17 protein-coding genes are annotated in these 15,711 nt (G+C 59.5%); 10 read left to right on the forward strand and 7 right to left on the reverse strand.

Annotation, left to right across the window (positions count from 1 at the left end; genetic code table 11):
• Positions 1–104: 104 nt before the first annotated feature.
• Together ACW9JE_RS06075 and ACW9JE_RS06080 are read right to left on the reverse strand one after the other, a co-directional pair.
• A complete protein-coding gene (locus ACW9JE_RS06075) occupies positions 105–1,958 on the reverse strand; it encodes an Lnb N-terminal periplasmic domain-containing protein (RefSeq protein WP_457432236.1) in 1,854 nt (617 codons plus the stop codon).
• Between the two features lie 93 nt (positions 1,959–2,051).
• Positions 2,052–2,540 carry a DUF3015 domain-containing protein gene (locus ACW9JE_RS06080; RefSeq protein ID WP_224537597.1) on the reverse strand — a complete coding sequence of 163 codons (489 nt, stop codon included), beginning with the start codon at positions 2,538–2,540 and terminating at the stop codon, positions 2,052–2,054.
• A 277-nt stretch (positions 2,541–2,817) separates the two neighbouring features.
• On the opposite strand from ACW9JE_RS06080, the gene ACW9JE_RS06085 reads away from it, so the two are divergent.
• A complete protein-coding gene (locus ACW9JE_RS06085) occupies positions 2,818–5,256 on the forward strand; it encodes a Lon protease family protein (RefSeq protein ID WP_224537595.1) in 2,439 nt (812 codons plus the stop codon).
• Between the two features lie 123 nt (positions 5,257–5,379).
• Here ACW9JE_RS06085 and ACW9JE_RS06090 read toward each other — a convergent pair whose 3' ends face one another.
• Positions 5,380–5,568, reverse strand: coding sequence for a hypothetical protein (locus ACW9JE_RS06090; protein WP_224537593.1), 189 nt, complete (start codon positions 5,566–5,568; stop codon positions 5,380–5,382).
• Between ACW9JE_RS06090 and ACW9JE_RS06095 the strand changes: the two genes are divergently transcribed.
• Positions 5,567–5,890, forward strand: coding sequence for a PA4575 family protein (locus ACW9JE_RS06095; protein ID WP_224537592.1), 324 nt, complete (start codon positions 5,567–5,569; stop codon positions 5,888–5,890). The genes ACW9JE_RS06090 and ACW9JE_RS06095 overlap by 2 nt on opposite strands.
• A 34-nt stretch (positions 5,891–5,924) precedes the next feature.
• Here the strand turns inward: ACW9JE_RS06095 and ACW9JE_RS06100 are convergent, their stop codons facing one another.
• Positions 5,925–7,754: a hypothetical protein gene (locus ACW9JE_RS06100; RefSeq protein ID WP_457432237.1), complete on the reverse strand. Its 1,830-nt coding sequence runs from the start codon at positions 7,752–7,754 to the stop codon at positions 5,925–5,927.
• 159 nt (positions 7,755–7,913) lie between these two features.
• Here ACW9JE_RS06100 and ACW9JE_RS06105 point away from each other — a divergent pair, with 159 nt between their 5' ends.
• From ACW9JE_RS06105 to ACW9JE_RS06115, 3 genes are all read left to right on the forward strand, one after another.
• Positions 7,914–8,402 (forward strand): TIGR00645 family protein, encoded by a 489-nt coding sequence (locus ACW9JE_RS06105; protein ID WP_224537589.1) that lies wholly within the window; start codon positions 7,914–7,916, stop codon positions 8,400–8,402.
• Positions 8,403–8,530: 128 nt separating this feature from the next.
• On the forward strand, positions 8,531–8,839 hold the full coding sequence (locus tag ACW9JE_RS06110; RefSeq protein WP_175378845.1) for a DUF6482 family protein: 309 nt from the start codon (positions 8,531–8,533) through the stop codon (positions 8,837–8,839).
• A 121-nt stretch (positions 8,840–8,960) separates the two neighbouring features.
• A complete protein-coding gene (locus tag ACW9JE_RS06115) occupies positions 8,961–9,578 on the forward strand; it encodes an FKBP-type peptidyl-prolyl cis-trans isomerase (protein ID WP_224537585.1) in 618 nt (205 codons plus the stop codon).
• Between the two features lie 135 nt (positions 9,579–9,713).
• Here ACW9JE_RS06115 and ACW9JE_RS06120 read toward each other — a convergent pair whose 3' ends face one another.
• The 3 genes from ACW9JE_RS06120 to ACW9JE_RS06130 form a co-directional block, all read right to left on the reverse strand.
• Positions 9,714–9,971 (reverse strand): PA4570 family protein, encoded by a 258-nt coding sequence (locus tag ACW9JE_RS06120; protein WP_224537583.1) that lies wholly within the window; start codon positions 9,969–9,971, stop codon positions 9,714–9,716.
• Positions 9,972–10,173: 202 nt separating this feature from the next.
• Positions 10,174–10,515 (reverse strand): zinc ribbon domain-containing protein YjdM, encoded by a 342-nt coding sequence (locus ACW9JE_RS06125; protein ID WP_008028840.1) that lies wholly within the window; start codon positions 10,513–10,515, stop codon positions 10,174–10,176.
• A gap of 174 nt (positions 10,516–10,689) precedes the next feature.
• Complete coding sequence (locus ACW9JE_RS06130) at positions 10,690–11,658, reverse strand: polyprenyl synthetase family protein (protein ID WP_175378842.1); 969 nt, start codon at positions 11,656–11,658, stop codon at positions 10,690–10,692.
• Positions 11,659–11,897: 239 nt separating this feature from the next.
• Between ACW9JE_RS06130 and rplU the strand changes: the two genes are divergently transcribed.
• From rplU to ACW9JE_RS06155, 5 genes are all read left to right on the forward strand, one after another.
• Complete coding sequence (rplU, locus tag ACW9JE_RS06135) at positions 11,898–12,212, forward strand: 50S ribosomal protein L21 (protein WP_007950961.1); 315 nt, start codon at positions 11,898–11,900, stop codon at positions 12,210–12,212.
• A gap of 35 nt (positions 12,213–12,247) precedes the next feature.
• Positions 12,248–12,505 (forward strand): 50S ribosomal protein L27, encoded by a 258-nt coding sequence (gene rpmA / locus ACW9JE_RS06140; protein ID WP_003176049.1) that lies wholly within the window; start codon positions 12,248–12,250, stop codon positions 12,503–12,505.
• Positions 12,506–12,700: 195 nt separating this feature from the next.
• Complete coding sequence (gene cgtA, locus ACW9JE_RS06145) at positions 12,701–13,924, forward strand: Obg family GTPase CgtA (protein ID WP_457432238.1); 1,224 nt, start codon at positions 12,701–12,703, stop codon at positions 13,922–13,924.
• Between the two features lie 155 nt (positions 13,925–14,079).
• A complete protein-coding gene (gene proB / locus ACW9JE_RS06150) occupies positions 14,080–15,198 on the forward strand; it encodes a glutamate 5-kinase (RefSeq protein ID WP_224537607.1) in 1,119 nt (372 codons plus the stop codon).
• A 12-nt stretch (positions 15,199–15,210) separates the two neighbouring features.
• Positions 15,211–15,675, forward strand: coding sequence for a CreA family protein (locus ACW9JE_RS06155; protein ID WP_175378840.1), 465 nt, complete (start codon positions 15,211–15,213; stop codon positions 15,673–15,675).
• The last annotated feature ends 36 nt before the right edge of the window (positions 15,676–15,711 follow it).

Here is a 15,711-nt window from a genome sequence, read left to right on the forward strand (position 1 = left end):
GCTTTCGGGGGGGGAGGGGGGTTTGCCTGAGAGGGGGCAAGCACATCCAGCGTTTCTATCGCCTGAAACACCGCCTTCGCGGGCAATCCTCGCTCCTACGGTTTTCAATAGTGATACCACTTCACCTCAAGCATCACTTCATTCTCGGGCGAGGCCAGATGACTGAACTCGCGCTGGGCGCTCAGACGCAGTCCGAGGTTGCGCGACAACTCCCATTGCTGATTCAGGCTCACGCTGCGACGCACTTCGCCATTGGTGAAAAAATCACCTTTGGTTTCCAGGCTGAAGTTGCCCAACGGATTTTTCCACAGCACCCCTGTGTTGAAGCCCGCCGCAGGTGATACGAACTCGGCGAAATCGTTGTTGTGTTCCACACGCACGGTGCCCAGAGCGAAACCCAGCATATCGTCGGCCAATTGCCAGGTACCGCCGCCACCGCCATTGACGTGGCTGACCAGATTCTCGTCGTCATGCTTGCCCGGCACTCGCTCCAGGCCGCCGGTGACCTGCCACGACAGCGGTTGCAGCAGCTCGTTGCGCGGGGTCAGCGAACGAATGGTCGCCAGATCCAGTTGCTGCACCTGCCACTCATTGCCTTCGTACTGACGCAATTTCAGCTGGAGGATTTCGATCTGCGCGCCGAGGGGAAAACTCTCGGAATTGTCGTTGAGATCGTGATACGCCATGCGCAGGCCGTATTCGCCGAAAGCCCGGTCGCCCCGGGTGCCGATGCCGGCCTGCCAGGTGCGTGATTCGTGGCCGTCCTCGGGCAAGCCGGGCTGAGGGATTTCCAGTTCCGGCGCCGGGTTCTGGTTGATCGCCCGCAGCAGTTCGAAACTGCGTTGCGCCCGCGCCGGGTCACGTTCCTGGCCATTGGCGCGATAGCGTTCAAGCCGATAGGCCGCATCGATGATCAGCGCCTGGCGGTCCCGGGGCTGCGCCTTGAATTCCGCGGTTTGCAGCTGTGTCTGATCGGCACTGACCTTCAACACCCACTGCTGTTCTTCATCGCTCAGTGGTTCGGCACGGGCGAGCAATTCCCGTTCGCGGGAAGGGCGGTACTGGATCGATTCCACCAGCCCGGCCTCTTTCACCGCCTTGACGGTGTCGGTGGGAATGGCGGTCAGCGGGAATTGTTCGGTCAGGCGCAGGCTCGGGCGCGCCACTTGCAACAGTTCCAGCAGGCGATAGGAGCAGTTTTCGTCGAAGAAGAAGTAGTCGAACTGGATCTGCTTCAACTCCCAGACATGCTCGACCATGCGCGCGGTTTCAGCCTGGGTCAGATTCAACCGGTATTCCCACAGGTCACGGTTTTCCAGGCTGCGGTATTCCGAGAGTTTTTCCTGATACGGCACCAGCGCGAACAGGCCTGGATAACCACCCATCAAGCCTTTCCAGGCGTACAGAATGCTGTTGTCCGAGCCTTCGATGTAGGCGCCGAAGTTGATCGCGTAGCTGAGCAGCGAGGTCTTGTCGCTCTGGGCTTCGGCCTGATCGATGCGCAGCAGGGTATGGCCGAACATCGAGGACGGGCTGTTCAGATAGGCCGCCGGGAAAATCATCACCGCGCTGTGGGGCGAGACGTCCTTGAACCATTTTTTGAACTCAGCGCAGTCTGGCGTTGGCAGATCGGTCAGGTTCAGCTGGTCTTTCAGCCAGCGGGTACGTGCCGGATAGACGCATTGAGCGTGCTGCTCGCCGGCACTGGCCGGCGCGTACAAGGCCTGCACGGTGGCGGCGAGTTCGTGGCCAGGGTGTGAGTTGCCATCAGGGGCCAGGAAGAACTTCTTGTCGCTGACATAGCTGCGCCAGCCACCGAGCTTGGCGGTTTCGTAATGGCCCAGGGAAATCCAGAAGGGGTCGTTGGCCAGTTGCTGCAAACGTTGAATATCGATGTGTGGCGCGGCGGATAGCGGGGCGCAGACACAGAGCGCCAGCCAGGCGAGGCGTTTGAGCATAGGTGGCAACTTAGTACGTGAGAAAAAGACCCAAGGAGGGGCAGGTCCAAAAAATAAAACCCGCTTCCCGAAAGAAGCGGGGCAGGGCCGAGCTTAAGCCTGCGTGGCGTACTTGGCCAGACGAGGGTCGCTCTTCAGAACGGCCATGGTGTTGGTATGCACGTCTTCGGCGGTCACATCCGCCTTGCTGAAGATCTGCTGGAAGTGCTCGTGAGTGACGGCGGCGAAGTGCGCGCGATCTTCCGGCGCAACGCCCAGGACCACGGCATAGGTCGTCAGCGCTTCGCCGTTGCCTTTTGCCATGTCTTCGGACAGCTCGTTCATCATGCCATTCATGGCAAACCAGGATTTGCCGCCATAGGTCAGCGACGCGTTGGTGGAGCAACCGTTGGTGCCCGAGGTCATGCCGAAGGTTGCGTTACCGGAAGTGCCGTTGGTGGTGGATGCCAAAAAGTGAGCCGGAGTGCCACGCTGACCTTCGAACAGCATGTTGCCCCAACCACAATCCGGGCCGCCTGGCGCTTGTGCCATGGCGTTGATGGATACAGCGGTGAAGAGAGTACCGAGAAGAATCCGTTTCATAGCTTTGTTCTCTTAATGTGCATACCAATTAGGGGTCTGGGCCGGCTAACGGCTCCAGTCGGGCCGGTTATAACTCCAGCCGCGCAGTTTGGAGTTTAGGCACGATCGCGGGGTTCCGTAATTTTTTGCAAAAAAACCTGGTTCAAAACTGTGATTTGGCGCACCTCGGTGCCGGGGTTTGCTCTTGTCTATGCTTTGGCCTGAGGCGCTCCTTGCCAGTTCGGCACAGGCAGCGCCAGAATGCCGCTATCTGCCCCGCCTGATGTAAGGAAGCCCGATGCCTGATCCTGTTGCTGCCAGCTTGCGTCTAGCGCCCGAAGCGCTGACCCGTCCGTTTTCCGCTGAACAGTTCAGCTTCTCTACCACCAACGATCTGGAGCCTTTTCGCGGTGTGCTCGGCCAGGAACGCGCGGTCGAAGCCTTGCAGTTCGGTGTGGCCATGCCACGCCCCGGTTACAACGTATTCGTCATGGGCGAACCCGGCACCGGCCGGTTTTCGTTCGTCAAACGCTACCTGAAAGCCGAAGGCAAGCGCCTGCAGACCCCGGCGGACTGGGTCTACGTCAATAACTTCGATGAGCCGCGCGAGCCGCGAGCGCTGGAGCTGCCATCGGGTACCGCCGGTGCGTTCATCGGTGACATCAACGGTTTGATCGACAACCTGCTGGCCACCTTCCCGGCGGTGTTCGAACACCCGTCCTACCAGCAGAAAAAAAGCGCCATCGACCGCGCATTCAACCAGCGCTACGACAAGGCGCTGGACGTGATCGAGCGTCTGGCCCTGGAAAAAGACGTCGCGCTCTATCGCGACAGCAGCAACATCGCGTTCACTCCGATGCTCGAAGGCAAGGCCCTGGACGAGGCGGAATTCGCCCAGTTGCCGGAAGCCGAGCGCGAGCGTTTCCACGAGGATATTTCCGATCTGGAAGAGCGCCTGAACGAGGAGCTCGCCAGTCTGCCGCAATGGAAGCGCGAGTCGAGCAATCAGCTGCGCCACCTCAACGAAGAAACCATCACCCTGGCCTTGCAGCCGTTGCTCGCGCCGCTGTCGGAAAAGTACGCCGAGAACGCTGCGGTTTGCGGTTATCTGCAAGCGATGCAGGTTTACCTGCTCAAGACCGTGGTCGAGCAACTGGTGGACGACAGCAAGACTGACGCTGTCGCCCGCAAGATGCTGGAGGAGCAATACGCGCCGAGTCTGGTGGTCGGTCACTCCGTCAGCGGTGGTGCGCCGGTGGTGTTCGAACCGCACCCGACCTACGAAAACCTGTTCGGTCGCATCGAATACAGCACCGACCAGGGCGCGCTGTACACCACTTACCGCCAGCTGCGCCCGGGTGCGTTGCACCGGGCCAACGGCGGTTTCCTGATCCTTGAAGCGGAAAAAATGCTCGGCGAGCCGTTCGTGTGGGACGCGCTGAAACGCGCCCTGCAATCGCGCAAGCTGAAGATGGAATCGCCGCTGAGCGAAATGGGCCGTTTCGCCACCGTCACCCTGACGCCGCAGCACATTCCGCTGGCGGTCAAAGTCATCATCATCGGCGCCCGCTCGCTCTACTACACGCTGCAGGACCTGGATCCGGACTTCCAGGAAATGTTCCGCGTACTGGTGGATTTCGATGAAGACATCCCGATGGTCGACGAAAGCCTGGAGCAGTTCGCCCAGTTGCTGAAAACCCGAACCTCCGAGGAAGGCATGGCGCCGCTCACCGCCGATGCGGTGGCGCGTCTGGCGACCTACAGCGCGCGTCTGGCCGAGCATCAGGGGCGATTGTCGGCGCGTATCGGCGATCTGTTCCAGCTGGTTAGCGAAGCGGATTTCATTCGCCATCTGGCCGGGGACGAGATGACCGACGCCGGTCACATCGAGCGTGCGCTCAAGGCCAAGGCGACCCGCACCGGGCGCGTCTCGGCGCGGATTCTCGACGACATGCTGGCGGGGATCATCCTGATCGATACCGCAGGCGCGGCGGTCGGCAAGTGCAACGGTCTGACGGTGCTGGAGGTTGGTGACTCGGCCTTCGGCGTGCCGGCGCGGATTTCCGCAACGGTGTATCCGGGCGGCAGCGGTATCGTCGACATCGAACGTGAGGTCAACCTCGGCCAGCCGATTCACTCCAAGGGCGTGATGATTCTCACCGGGTATCTGGGCAGTCGTTATGCCCAGGAATTCCCGCTGGCGATCTCGGCGAGTATCGCCCTGGAACAGTCTTACGGTTACGTGGACGGCGACAGTGCTTCTCTCGGCGAGGCGTGCACGCTGATTTCGGCGCTGTCGAAAACGCCACTCAAGCAGTGCTTTGCCATCACCGGCTCGATCAACCAGTTCGGCGAAGTGCAGGCGGTGGGTGGGGTCAACGAGAAGATCGAAGGCTTCTTCCGTCTCTGCGAAGCCCGCGGTCTGACGGGCGAGCAGGGCGCGATCATTCCGCAGGCCAACGTCGCCACGCTGATGCTCGACGAGAAAGTGCTGGCAGCGGTGCGCGCGGGGCAGTTCCACGTCTATGCGGTGCGCCAGGCGGACGAGGCCCTGAGCCTGCTGGTCGGCGAGCCTGCGGGCGAGCCGGACGAGAACGGCGAGTTCCCGGAAGGCAGCGTCAACGCGCGGGTGGTGGAGCGTCTGCGGGTCATCGCCGAAATGATCAGTGAGGACGACCTGAAAGAAGCCGAGAAAGAAATGGCGGTCGAAGCGCTGGCCGAGGCCAAACCCGCCTGATCTGAATCAACACCCTCCAACTGTGGGAGCGGGCTTGTTCGCGAATGCGTAGTGTCAGTCAGCACAAATATCGACTGGCAGACCGCCTTCGCGAGCAAGCCCGCTCCCACATTTTTTAGCCAGTCAAAACCGAGAAAGTGCCATCACTCTGGCGTCAATATTCACACAATGACCGCTCGGCGCCTTCTGGTGTCGAAAAGCCTGCATCCCGAACTTTTCTTCTATTCTCTGCTCAAGGATAGAGACAGTAATCAGGAATGAAACAGCTTCCCATGGAGGCTGAATACCGGATTTACCGAGGGTCGCCGCCATGTCGCGCAACCTCTGCCTCACCCGTCAATGCCTGGGTCTCGTGACCCGTATCGAATGCGCCATCAAACCCTTGGCCGGCGATAACGGCATGTGGACCTTGCTCTTCGCCGCCGGGATGGCCGGTGAACAACCTTCAGCCATCAAAGCCCAGGGCCCGTTCCATGGTCCGTTCGTGGCTGAATCCATCCTCGATACCATTGTTGAAAGCCTGACCCTGCACGGATATGAGTTGGCCGACGACCCGCAGATCTGGTGTCTGCACCTGCAAGCCCAGCTACGGGAAATCAACGGGGGACGTGGCCGCAGCCTGGGCGGTCCATAGATGGTCTATAGCTACGGCCAGAGCATTGACGACGTTATTCGACCAGTTTGGTCATGTCCGCCTTGTCGAGTTTGACCTCGTAGCCGTATTGCACGGTGGCGAGGTCAGTTCGTTGGTAGGTTTCCAGGCGCGTGGGTTGCCCGTAGAAATAGTGCACGGCAAATAGCGACGGGCCTTCTGTACTGGCGTCATGGTTGACCGCAAGTATTTCCTTCAGGTAGTGACCGCTGTCGTCCTTGGCGTAAAAACGCCAGTCCGTTTCCGGAAATTCCTTCAGATCCACCACCAGCGCATTGCCCTTGAGCTCCAGACCCTTTGGCAGTTTGTTGGCGTCGACGGTTTGCTTGTCGACCGTGGCGAGAAACAGCGGGATGGAGCCCACGGCGTAGGCCGGGGTTTCCGGGAACAGGTTCAAGTCGTAAGTAATGGTGCCGCGCAGCGGGTCGACCTCATAAGCCTCCGCAGGCAATTCAATAGGCTCGTCGAGTTTGCCTTTGCTGTTCTCGGTGAAGAAACTCACCGGGCTTTCACCGGGGTTGAAGGACGTGCCGAGCAGTTCGTCATTGAAGGTTCTTAGGTGGCTGAACTCGATGCGTGCCGCACTCGGATCATCCACCGACTGGCTGATGCTGACATTGCTCTTGAGTTGATCCTCAGTCAGCGTCGCGCCCTTGAGCCAGCTCGGCGCCTGGTCGTCATATACCAGCACTGGCAGATCCAGAGGTTGAATGGATTTCTGTGTGGTGTGGCGATCGAAGCGCCGCACCGGCAGGTTCAGGTCCTTGCGGGTGACGGTGACCGTGGAGAAATCCAGCAGGCTGACTTCGAGGGTGTCGATCGCCCCGTTGAAGTACACCTTGGAGTAATGGCGGGTCTGTTGCTTCTCGAAGGCGCGCTGTTCCTCATTGATCTGCTTTTCGAACGCTTCGCTCCAGCCCTTTTGCTGCTGCATTTTTGCCAGCTGGCTCTGATAGAACGTCACCTGCGCGGCGGTCTCGTTGATCGAGCCGGAGCGGGAAAGAAATTGCCCTGTGCCGTCACGCGCCTGGACGATCAGTGGGTTCAGGGGCGTATCGCCGACCTCAGGGGCCTGCGGCGCGGTGTTGCTGAACTCTATTTCCGCGTAGTTATTGCCGAGCTTCACCAGGGTGACGCTGAGGTTGTCGTTGGTACGGGTCTGGCCGACGTCCTTTTTGCTCAGGTCGAAGCTGTAGAGCCTGCGTGGCGCGATGACTTCCACCTTGCCTTGCAGGCTGACCGGTTGCGGCTGGTTCTTGATGTCGACGTCCAGACCCTCGATGAACGGGTAGGTCACGGTCAGGTCATCGGGGTTGGTCAGGTTCGAGCTGGACGGGCTCAACTGGATGCCGGGATCGGTTTCCGACCATTCCGGCTGAAAGGCGATCACCCTTTTGTTGCTCAGGGTCACCGACTGCCATTCCAGGCCGTGGGGGAAAAGGAAGGTGGCTGGAATGCTGAAGTTGAAGGGAAACACCGGCTGCAGATCGGTCAGGTAATCGGAGCTGGAGTCCTTGTGCAGCACGAACAGGCCGTTGATGTAGGTGTCGACCAGGGCCTGGGGCGTGGGGTAGTGCTTGAGCACGGCGAGGGCGTCTTCACCATATTCGGTCACTACAGGCTTGGTGTCGAGCTTGAGCTGCGCCCGTTCCAGCAGCAACAGCGAGCCACCGAGTTCGGCCACGGCGTCCTTGAGCTTGGGGTCGGTGATGGCATCGAGGGATTTTTCGAACCGCGCAGTCTTTTCCTCAAGGCTGACCTCGTGTTTCTCCTCGTCGGGCGAGCAGCCGCTCAGCGCTAGCGCCAGAAGGATCGCGACACTGGTCAAAGGTAAACGCACATCCATTTCCAGTCTTCCTGTCCGATGGCACTGAACTGTCAATGGTTTGGACACTAGCAGAAAAATTTCGACATACACACGCAGGTGGCGGATTTCCCAACGGTTTCTGGGTGTAACGGGCGGCTGTTATACTCGCGGCCATTTTCAGACCTTGTGTGAGATTCAATGGAACGCTTTATCGAAAACGCAATGTATGCCTCCCGCTGGCTGCTGGCGCCGATCTACTTCGGCCTGTCTCTCGGACTGCTGGCCCTGGCACTGAAATTCTTCCAGGAAGTCTTTCACGTCATCCCCAATGTCTTTTCGATGGCCGAATCGGACCTGATCCTGGTGCTGCTGTCGTTGATCGACATGGCGCTGGTAGGTGGCTTGCTGGTGATGGTGATGATTTCCGGTTACGAAAACTTCGTTTCCCAACTGGACATCGACGACTCCAAGGAAAAGCTCAACTGGCTCGGCACCATGGACTCGTCTTCCCTGAAGATGAAAGTGGCGGCGTCGATCGTGGCGATTTCCTCGATCCACCTGCTGCGAATCTTCATGGACGCCAAGAACGTCGATCCCGAGCACCTGATGTGGTACGTGATCATCCACATGACGTTCGTCGTGTCGGCATTCGCCATGGGTTACCTGGACAAAGTGACCAAGCACTGATCGCATAGCCCGTCTGTTTCCCATCAATGACGGGAAACAGACGGGCGGTCATGCGGGTGGGTTGTACTTTGATGCGCCGAGGCATATGCCTGTGAGTGTGATGACTCGCCATTGCACGAGGTGCGTTCATGAACCTGCAAGAGCTGAATGCCTATGCCGTCGCCGGGAAGCTCGATGAGCTGAACCTGATTTCCCTGGAAGGCGGAATCTACCTGCTGGAGGCGCGGATGCACGGCGCCGCCTACCCCCTGAGCGATACCCACGGCCACATGATGCACCTGCGCTCGGTGGAGCATGCCCGTGACATGCTGCGCTCCTTTCCCAAGCTGAACTTCAATCTGGTGCACCACCTGGTCCATGACGAGATGTGCGGGATGGGCGGCATCGATGAAATCCTGAAGGTGCCGATCGAGCAACGCTCCACGTCGCAGCGCTGACGGCCTCTGATCAACACCATGGCATCTGTGCTAGTCTGCTGACCCTTTTTGGTTCCGGGCGCTTCGGGACGCGCTGTGCATGCACGGCACGTTTCGGGCGTTCGCACAGCGGAGCAGTGTCATGTCCGAAGTAAATCTGTCCACCGACGAAACCCGCGTCAGCTACGGCATTGGCCGTCAGCTGGGCGACCAACTGCGCGACAACCCGCCACCGGGCGTGAGCCTGGACGCGATCCTGGCCGGTCTGACCGACGCATTCGCCGGCCAGCCTAGCCGTGTTGACCAGGAAGCGATGTCCGCCAGCTTCAAGGTGATCCGCGAAATCATGCAGGCCGAAGCTGCAGCCAAGGCTGAAGCAGCCGCTGGCGAAGGTTTGGCCTTCCTGGCTGAAAACGCCAAGCGTGACGGCATCACTACTCTGGCTTCTGGCCTGCAGTTCGAAGTTCTGACCGCCGGTGAAGGCGCGAAGCCGACCCGTGAAGACAGCGTGCGTACCCACTACCATGGCACCCTGATCGACGGCACTGTGTTCGACAGCTCCTACGAGCGCGGCCAGCCTGCAGAATTCCCGGTTGGCGGCGTGATCGCCGGCTGGACCGAAGCCCTGCAACTGATGAATGCCGGCAGCAAATGGCGCCTGTACGTGCCGAGCGAACTGGCTTACGGCGCTCAAGGCGTTGGCAGCATCCCGCCGCACAGCGTACTGGTGTTCGACGTCGAGCTGCTGGACGTTCTGTAATCCTCGCCGATTACTGATTTACCTGTAGGAGCCGAGCTTGCTCGCGATGGACTTCAACGAAAACGCGGGCTTGCTGAAAGCCCGCGTTGTCTGAGCCACCATCGCGAGCAAGCTCGCTCCTACAGTTACAGCGTTTCATGGGTGGAACTTGCCATTGAGATCCGCCACCGGGCGCAACGCCCGCGCATAGCAGAACAGAAACAGATTCCTCACCACTTCCTTGAGCACCACCGGCTCGTTCGAGCTCAAGCCATTGAGATCCAGGTCACCCTGATCCTGCAGCTCGCTCAAGGCTTCCTCCTCCAGCACTGCACAGACTTCCCCGGTTTCCCGATGCAGAATCCTCAGGTACGGGTGCGGGCGGTCCAGCCAGGCATCGATCAGATAAGTCATGTCTCATCTCCATTGATTGGGTTTCAATGAGAATAATTCCTATTCAATAAATAGCAAGAGACGATTGGCGAATGGCGGATTTTTCCGGGTAAAGATTGCGTAAGGTCAAAACGGCTGGCGCTTTGCTATTGCGGGGATTCGAGCGAGATGGGGGAGGGTGAAGCGCCATCCCGCGGCGGGCACGGGATGGAATGCAGCGAAATCAGACTTTCCTGACGAACTCGGACTTGAGCTTCATCGGGCCGATGCCGTCGATCTTGCAGTCGATGTCATGGTCGCCGTCGCACAGGCGGATGTTCTTGACCTTGGTGCCGACCTTGACCACCAGGGAGGTGCCCTTGACCTTCAGGTCCTTGATGACGGTAATGGTATCGCCGTCCTGCAGGACATTGCCCACCGAGTCCTTTTTCACCGCGTCATCGGACGCAGCTTCAGCTTCGCCGCTGGCGGACCATTCGTGGGCGCACTCGGGGCAGATCAGCTGGGCGCCGTCTTCGTAGGTGTATTCGGAATTGCATTTCGGGCAGGGTGGCAACGTGCTCACTAAGGCTCCTTGAATTCAGGATCGCTAAAAAGCGCACATTGTATAGGGTTTTTCAGAATCCCTGTAGGAGCGAGCTTGCTCGCGAGGGTCTCAAGTCCACCGCTGGCACTCTGAATGCCAGCGTTATCGTTGACCTCCATCGCGAGCAAGCTCGCTCCTACAGGTAGCAGGGAGTTAGTGCGTGCGGGCTACCGCAAACTCGCTCAACTCCACCAGCGCGTCGCGATACTCATTGGCTGGCAGCGCTTCGAGGCACTTGATCGCGCGGGCCACGTAGTCGCGGGCCAATTGCGCGGTGTATTCCAGCGAGCCGGAGGCTTCCACGGCGATGCGGATGCTTTCCAGGTCTTCGATACCGCCTTTCTGGATCGCCTTGCGCACCAGGGCAGCCTGTTCCGGCGTGCCTTCGCGCATGGTGTAGATCAGCGGCAGGGTTGGCTTGCCTTCGGCCAGATCGTCGCCGACGTTCTTGCCCAGGGTTTCCGCATCGCCCTTGTAGTCCAAGAGGTCGTCGACCAGTTGGAACGCCACGCCCAGGTGGTCGCCAAAGGTGCGCAGGGCCTCGGCCTGTTCCGGCGTGGCTCCGCACAGGGCGGCGGCGCTGTGGGTCGAGGCTTCGAAGAGCATCGCGGTCTTGCCGCGGATGACTTCCATATAGGTTTCTTCAGTGGTGCTGGCGTCACGGACTTTGGACAGCTGCAACACTTCGCCTTCGGCGATCACGCGGGTGGCCTGCGAAAGGATCTTCATCACCGGCATGGAGCCCAGTTCGACCATCATTTCGAAGGAGCGCGAGTACAGGAAGTCGCCCACCAGCACGCTTGGCGCGTTGCCCCACATGGCGTTGGCGGTCGAACGGCCACGGCGCATTCCGGACATGTCGACCACGTCGTCATGCAGCAGGGTGGCGGTGTGCAGGAATTCAATGGTCGCGGCCAGCAGGCGCAGATCGTCGCCTTCGCGGCCCAGGGCCTTGCCGGACAGCAATACCAGCAATGGACGAAGGCGTTTGCCGCCGGCCGAAGTGATGTAATCGCCGATTTTCGATACCAGCGGGACTCGGGAAGTCAGCTGCTTCTTGATGATGCCGTCGACGGCGCTAAAATCGTCCGCGACCGCGCGGTAGAAAGCTTGGGGTTGCATCAGCGACAGTCGCTCCAGAAGGGTTGCGCGGCATGCTAGGACCCACGTCCAGGCCTGTCAAGGCGCGATGGACGGCCTATTGCAAGGCGCTCGTGCCTTGCGTACAATCGCGCACCCTGAACTTCCTGGGCAGCACCTGCCTTACGCAATTGCAAGCGGGCCTCCAGCCCCATGCAGCCATGCCAGCCAATACCTCTTCTTATAAAGAGCTGGGTGAGCAGGATTATCGGAGAAATACCATGTCTTATGCAGTAATCGTTACTGGCGGCAAGCAGTACAAAGTCGCCCCAGGTGAATACCTGAAGATCGAAAAACTGGAAGTCGCTACCGGCGAATCCGTTACCTTTGATCGCGTTCTGTTGGTTGCCAACGGTGACGACGTGAATATCGGTGCTCCAGTTGTTGCTGGCGCTACCGTTGTGGCTGAAGTGATCTCCCAAGGTCGTCACGATAAAGTCCGCATCATCAAGTTCCGTCGCCGTAAGCACCACATGAAGCGTATGGGCCACCGCCAGTGGTACACCGAGATCAAAATCACCGGTATTCAGGCTTAATTTCAGCCTAATTCCTCACTAGGAGAATTGAACTCATGGCACACAAAAAAGCTGGTGGTAGTACCCGTAACGGTCGCGACTCAGAAGCCAAACGCCTTGGCGTCAAGATGTATGGCGGCCAGAAAATCATTCCGGGCAACATCATCGTGCGTCAGCGCGGCACCCAATTCCACGCCGGTTACGGTGTTGGCATGGGTAAGGATCACACCCTCTTCGCGAAAATCGAAGGCGTGATCAAGTTTGAAGTAAAAGGCGCGTTCAACCGCCGTTACGTGAGCGTAGTCGCGGCTTAATTGCGCGATCGCTGGAAAAGCCCTGTCTCGCGACGGGGCTTTTTCGTTTGTGGGGTGAGTCTCTTGCAAAACTGTTTGTATGGGCTGTCGGCGCGCTGGGTTTGCGGTCGTGGATTGAGGTCGCTGCGCTCATTTTTGCAAGAGTCTTATGTCTAGTTTTTTTCGGCTCGTCCGTATGGCGAGAGGCGTTTTGTTATGAAGTTTGTTGATGAAGTATCGATTCGAGTAAAGGCAGGCGACGGCGGTAACGGTTGCATGAGTTTCCGTCGCGAAAAATTCATCGAGAACGGTGGTCCGAACGGTGGTGATGGTGGTGATGGCGGCTCGGTCTTCATGGTCGCCGACGAGAACCTCAATACCCTGGTCGACTACCGTTACACCCGGCACTTTGATGCCGAGCGCGGTTCCAACGGCGGCAGCACCGACTGCACCGGTAAAAAGGGTGAAGACCTGGTGCTGCGCGTACCGGTCGGCACCACGGTAATCGACTCCGCTACCCAGGAAGTGATCGGCGACCTGACCAAGGCTGGTCAGAAGCTGCTGGTGGCCCACGGTGGCTGGCACGGTCTGGGTAACACCCGTTTCAAATCCAGTACCAACCGTGCGCCGCGCCAGACTACGCCGGGCAAGCCGGGCGAGCAGCGTGACCTCAAGCTGGAAATGAAGGTGCTGGCGGACGTGGGTCTGCTGGGCTTGCCGAACGCTGGCAAGAGTACCTTTATCCGTTCGGTGTCGGCCGCCAAGCCGAAGGTCGCCGACTATCCGTTCACCACGCTGGTGCCAAACCTGGGTGTGGTCAGCGTCGACCGCTGGAAAAGCTTCGTGATTGCGGACATTCCGGGTCTGATCGAAGGTGCTTCCGATGGCGCGGGCCTGGGGATTCGCTTCCTCAAGCACTTGTCGCGTACCCGTCTGTTGTTGCATCTCGTGGATATGGCGCCGCTGGATGAAACCGATGCCGCTGACGCGGCTGAAGTGATCGTCAACGAGCTGACCAAGTTCAGCCCGTCCCTGGCTGAGCGTGATCGCTGGTTGATCCTGAACAAGAGCGACCAGATCCTCGAAGAAGAGCACGATGCCCGCGTCAAGGAAATCGTCGATCGCCTGGAGTGGACTGGTCCGGTTTACGTGATCTCGGCCATCGCCAAGCAGAACACCGAGCGCCTGTGCCACGACATCATGCGTTACCTGGAAGATCGTGCCGACCGTCTGGCCAATGATCCGTCTTACAAGGAAGAGTTGGCTGATCTCGATCAGCGCATCGAAGACGAAGCCCGTGCCCAGTTGCAGGCGCTGGACGACCAGCGTGCCCTGCGTCGCAGTGGCGTGAAGTCGGTCCACGACATCGGTGACGATGATTGGGATGAAGAAGATGTGGATGATGAAGACGGTCCGGAAATCATTTACGTGCGTGACTGATCCGTTGCGATAAACTTAAGCGCCGCTCAATTGAGCGGCGTTTTAGTATCTGGAAATCGATAGCTCTGGAAATCGATGGTTCTGGAAACTGGTAGTCACGAATAACGTTACGGGCATCGCCAGGTCGCGCTGCCCTCGAGCTAAGGTTGAAGATGATGCGGAGCAAGGTGACGGGTGCGCAGCGTTGGGTCGTGAAAATCGGCAGCGCTTTGCTGACGGCGGACGGCAAGGGCCTGGACCGCGCGGCAATGGGTGTCTGGGTTGAGCAGATGGTGGCCTTGCATGAGGCGGGCGTCGAGCTGGTGCTGGTGTCCTCCGGGGCGGTGGCGGCCGGCATGAGCCGTCTGGGCTGGACCTCGCGACCCAGTGCGATGCACGAACTCCAGGCCGCAGCTGCAATCGGACAGATGGGGTTGGTGCAAGCCTGGGAATCGAGCTTTGCCGAGCATGGCCGGCACACCGCGCAGATTCTGCTGACTCACGATGACCTGTCCGACCGCAAGCGCTATCTGAATGCACGCAGCACCTTGCGCGCGCTGGTCGAATTGAAGGTCATCCCGGTGATCAACGAGAACGACACCGTGGTTACCGACGAAATACGTTTCGGTGACAACGACACCCTGGCGGCGCTGGTGGCCAACCTGGTTGAGGCGGACTTGCTGGTGATTCTGACGGACCGCGACGGCATGTTCGACGCTGATCCGCGCAACAACCCCGATGCCCAGCTGATTTACGAAGCGCGTGCCGATGATCCGACGCTCGACGCAGTAGCGGGCGGCACTGGTGGTGCGCTGGGTCGTGGCGGCATGCAGACCAAATTGCGTGCGGCGCGTCTGGCTGCGCGTTCTGGTGCGCACACGATCATCGTTGGCGGGCGTCTTGAGCGTGTGCTGGATCGCCTCAAGGCGGGTGAGCGCATCGGTACATTGCTGTCGCCTGAGCGCGGCATGCTCGCGGCGCGCAAGCAGTGGCTGGCCGGTCACCTGCAGACTCGCGGCACCCTGGTGCTGGATGCGGGTGCGGTAACGGCGCTGTCTCAGGGCAACAAGAGCTTACTGCCGGTCGGCGTGAAACTGGTCCAGGGCAGTTTCCGTCGCGGCGAGATGGTGGTGTGCGTGGCGCCGGACGGTCGGGAGATTGCTCGTGGCCTTGCAAACTACAGCGCGCTGGAAGCGCAAAAAATCATCGGTCAGTCGTCTGATGCGATTGTCGGTTTGCTGGGTTACATGGCTGAGCCGGAACTGGTTCACCGTGACAACCTGATCCTGGTCTGAGGGAATACCTGAATGCGTTTTGCAAAAGGATTGTTGGGCTTGCTGCTGGCGATGCCGTTGCTGGCATCGGCCGAGGAAATCGGTCAGGTCTCGACCGTGTTCAAGTTCGTCGGTCCCAATGACCGGATCGTCGTCGAGGCATTCGATGATCCGAAAGTGGAGGGCGTGACCTGCTACCTGTCCCGCGCCAAGACGGGTGGGGTGAAGGGTGGTTTGGGGCTGGCTGAGGATCGTGCAGAGGCGTCCATCGCCTGTCGCCAGGTCGGACCGATCAACTTCAAGGGTGAGCTGAAGGATGGGGAAGAGGTGTTCAAGGAGCGCACTTCCCTGGTGTTCAAGACCATGCAGGTGGTGCGTTTCCTCGACAAGAAGCGCAACACCCTGGTTTACCTGGTGTACAGCGATCGCTTGATCGAGGGTAGCCCGCAGAATGCGGTGACTGCGATTCCGATCTTGCCGTGGGCGAGCGCTCAATAAGTCCAGCGCAAATCAAAATGTGGGGGGCGGGCTTGC

The sequence above is a fragment of the Pseudomonas sp. SDO55104_S430 genome, from assembly GCF_054070595.1.

Coding starts and splice junctions, on each gene's coding strand:
- ACW9JE_RS06075 (WP_457432236.1), bottom strand. CDS start 1,958: ATGCTCAAACGCCTCGCCTGGCTGGCGCTCTGTGTCTGCGCCCCGCTA.
- ACW9JE_RS06080 (WP_224537597.1), bottom strand. CDS start 2,540: ATGAAACGGATTCTTCTCGGTACTCTCTTCACCGCTGTATCCATCAAC.
- ACW9JE_RS06085 (WP_224537595.1), top strand. CDS start 2,818: ATGCCTGATCCTGTTGCTGCCAGCTTGCGTCTAGCGCCCGAAGCGCTG.
- ACW9JE_RS06095 (WP_224537592.1), top strand. CDS start 5,567: ATGTCGCGCAACCTCTGCCTCACCCGTCAATGCCTGGGTCTCGTGACC.
- ACW9JE_RS06090 (WP_224537593.1), bottom strand. CDS start 5,568: ATGGCGGCGACCCTCGGTAAATCCGGTATTCAGCCTCCATGGGAAGCT.
- ACW9JE_RS06100 (WP_457432237.1), bottom strand. CDS start 7,754: ATGGATGTGCGTTTACCTTTGACCAGTGTCGCGATCCTTCTGGCGCTA.
- ACW9JE_RS06105 (WP_224537589.1), top strand. CDS start 7,914: ATGGAACGCTTTATCGAAAACGCAATGTATGCCTCCCGCTGGCTGCTG.
- ACW9JE_RS06110 (WP_175378845.1), top strand. CDS start 8,531: ATGAACCTGCAAGAGCTGAATGCCTATGCCGTCGCCGGGAAGCTCGAT.
- ACW9JE_RS06115 (WP_224537585.1), top strand. CDS start 8,961: ATGTCCGAAGTAAATCTGTCCACCGACGAAACCCGCGTCAGCTACGGC.
- ACW9JE_RS06120 (WP_224537583.1), bottom strand. CDS start 9,971: ATGACTTATCTGATCGATGCCTGGCTGGACCGCCCGCACCCGTACCTG.
- ACW9JE_RS06130 (WP_175378842.1), bottom strand. CDS start 11,658: ATGCAACCCCAAGCTTTCTACCGCGCGGTCGCGGACGATTTTAGCGCC.
- rplU (WP_007950961.1), top strand. CDS start 11,898: ATGTCTTATGCAGTAATCGTTACTGGCGGCAAGCAGTACAAAGTCGCC.
- rpmA (WP_003176049.1), top strand. CDS start 12,248: ATGGCACACAAAAAAGCTGGTGGTAGTACCCGTAACGGTCGCGACTCA.
- cgtA (WP_457432238.1), top strand. CDS start 12,701: ATGAAGTTTGTTGATGAAGTATCGATTCGAGTAAAGGCAGGCGACGGC.
- proB (WP_224537607.1), top strand. CDS start 14,080: ATGCGGAGCAAGGTGACGGGTGCGCAGCGTTGGGTCGTGAAAATCGGC.
- ACW9JE_RS06155 (WP_175378840.1), top strand. CDS start 15,211: ATGCGTTTTGCAAAAGGATTGTTGGGCTTGCTGCTGGCGATGCCGTTG.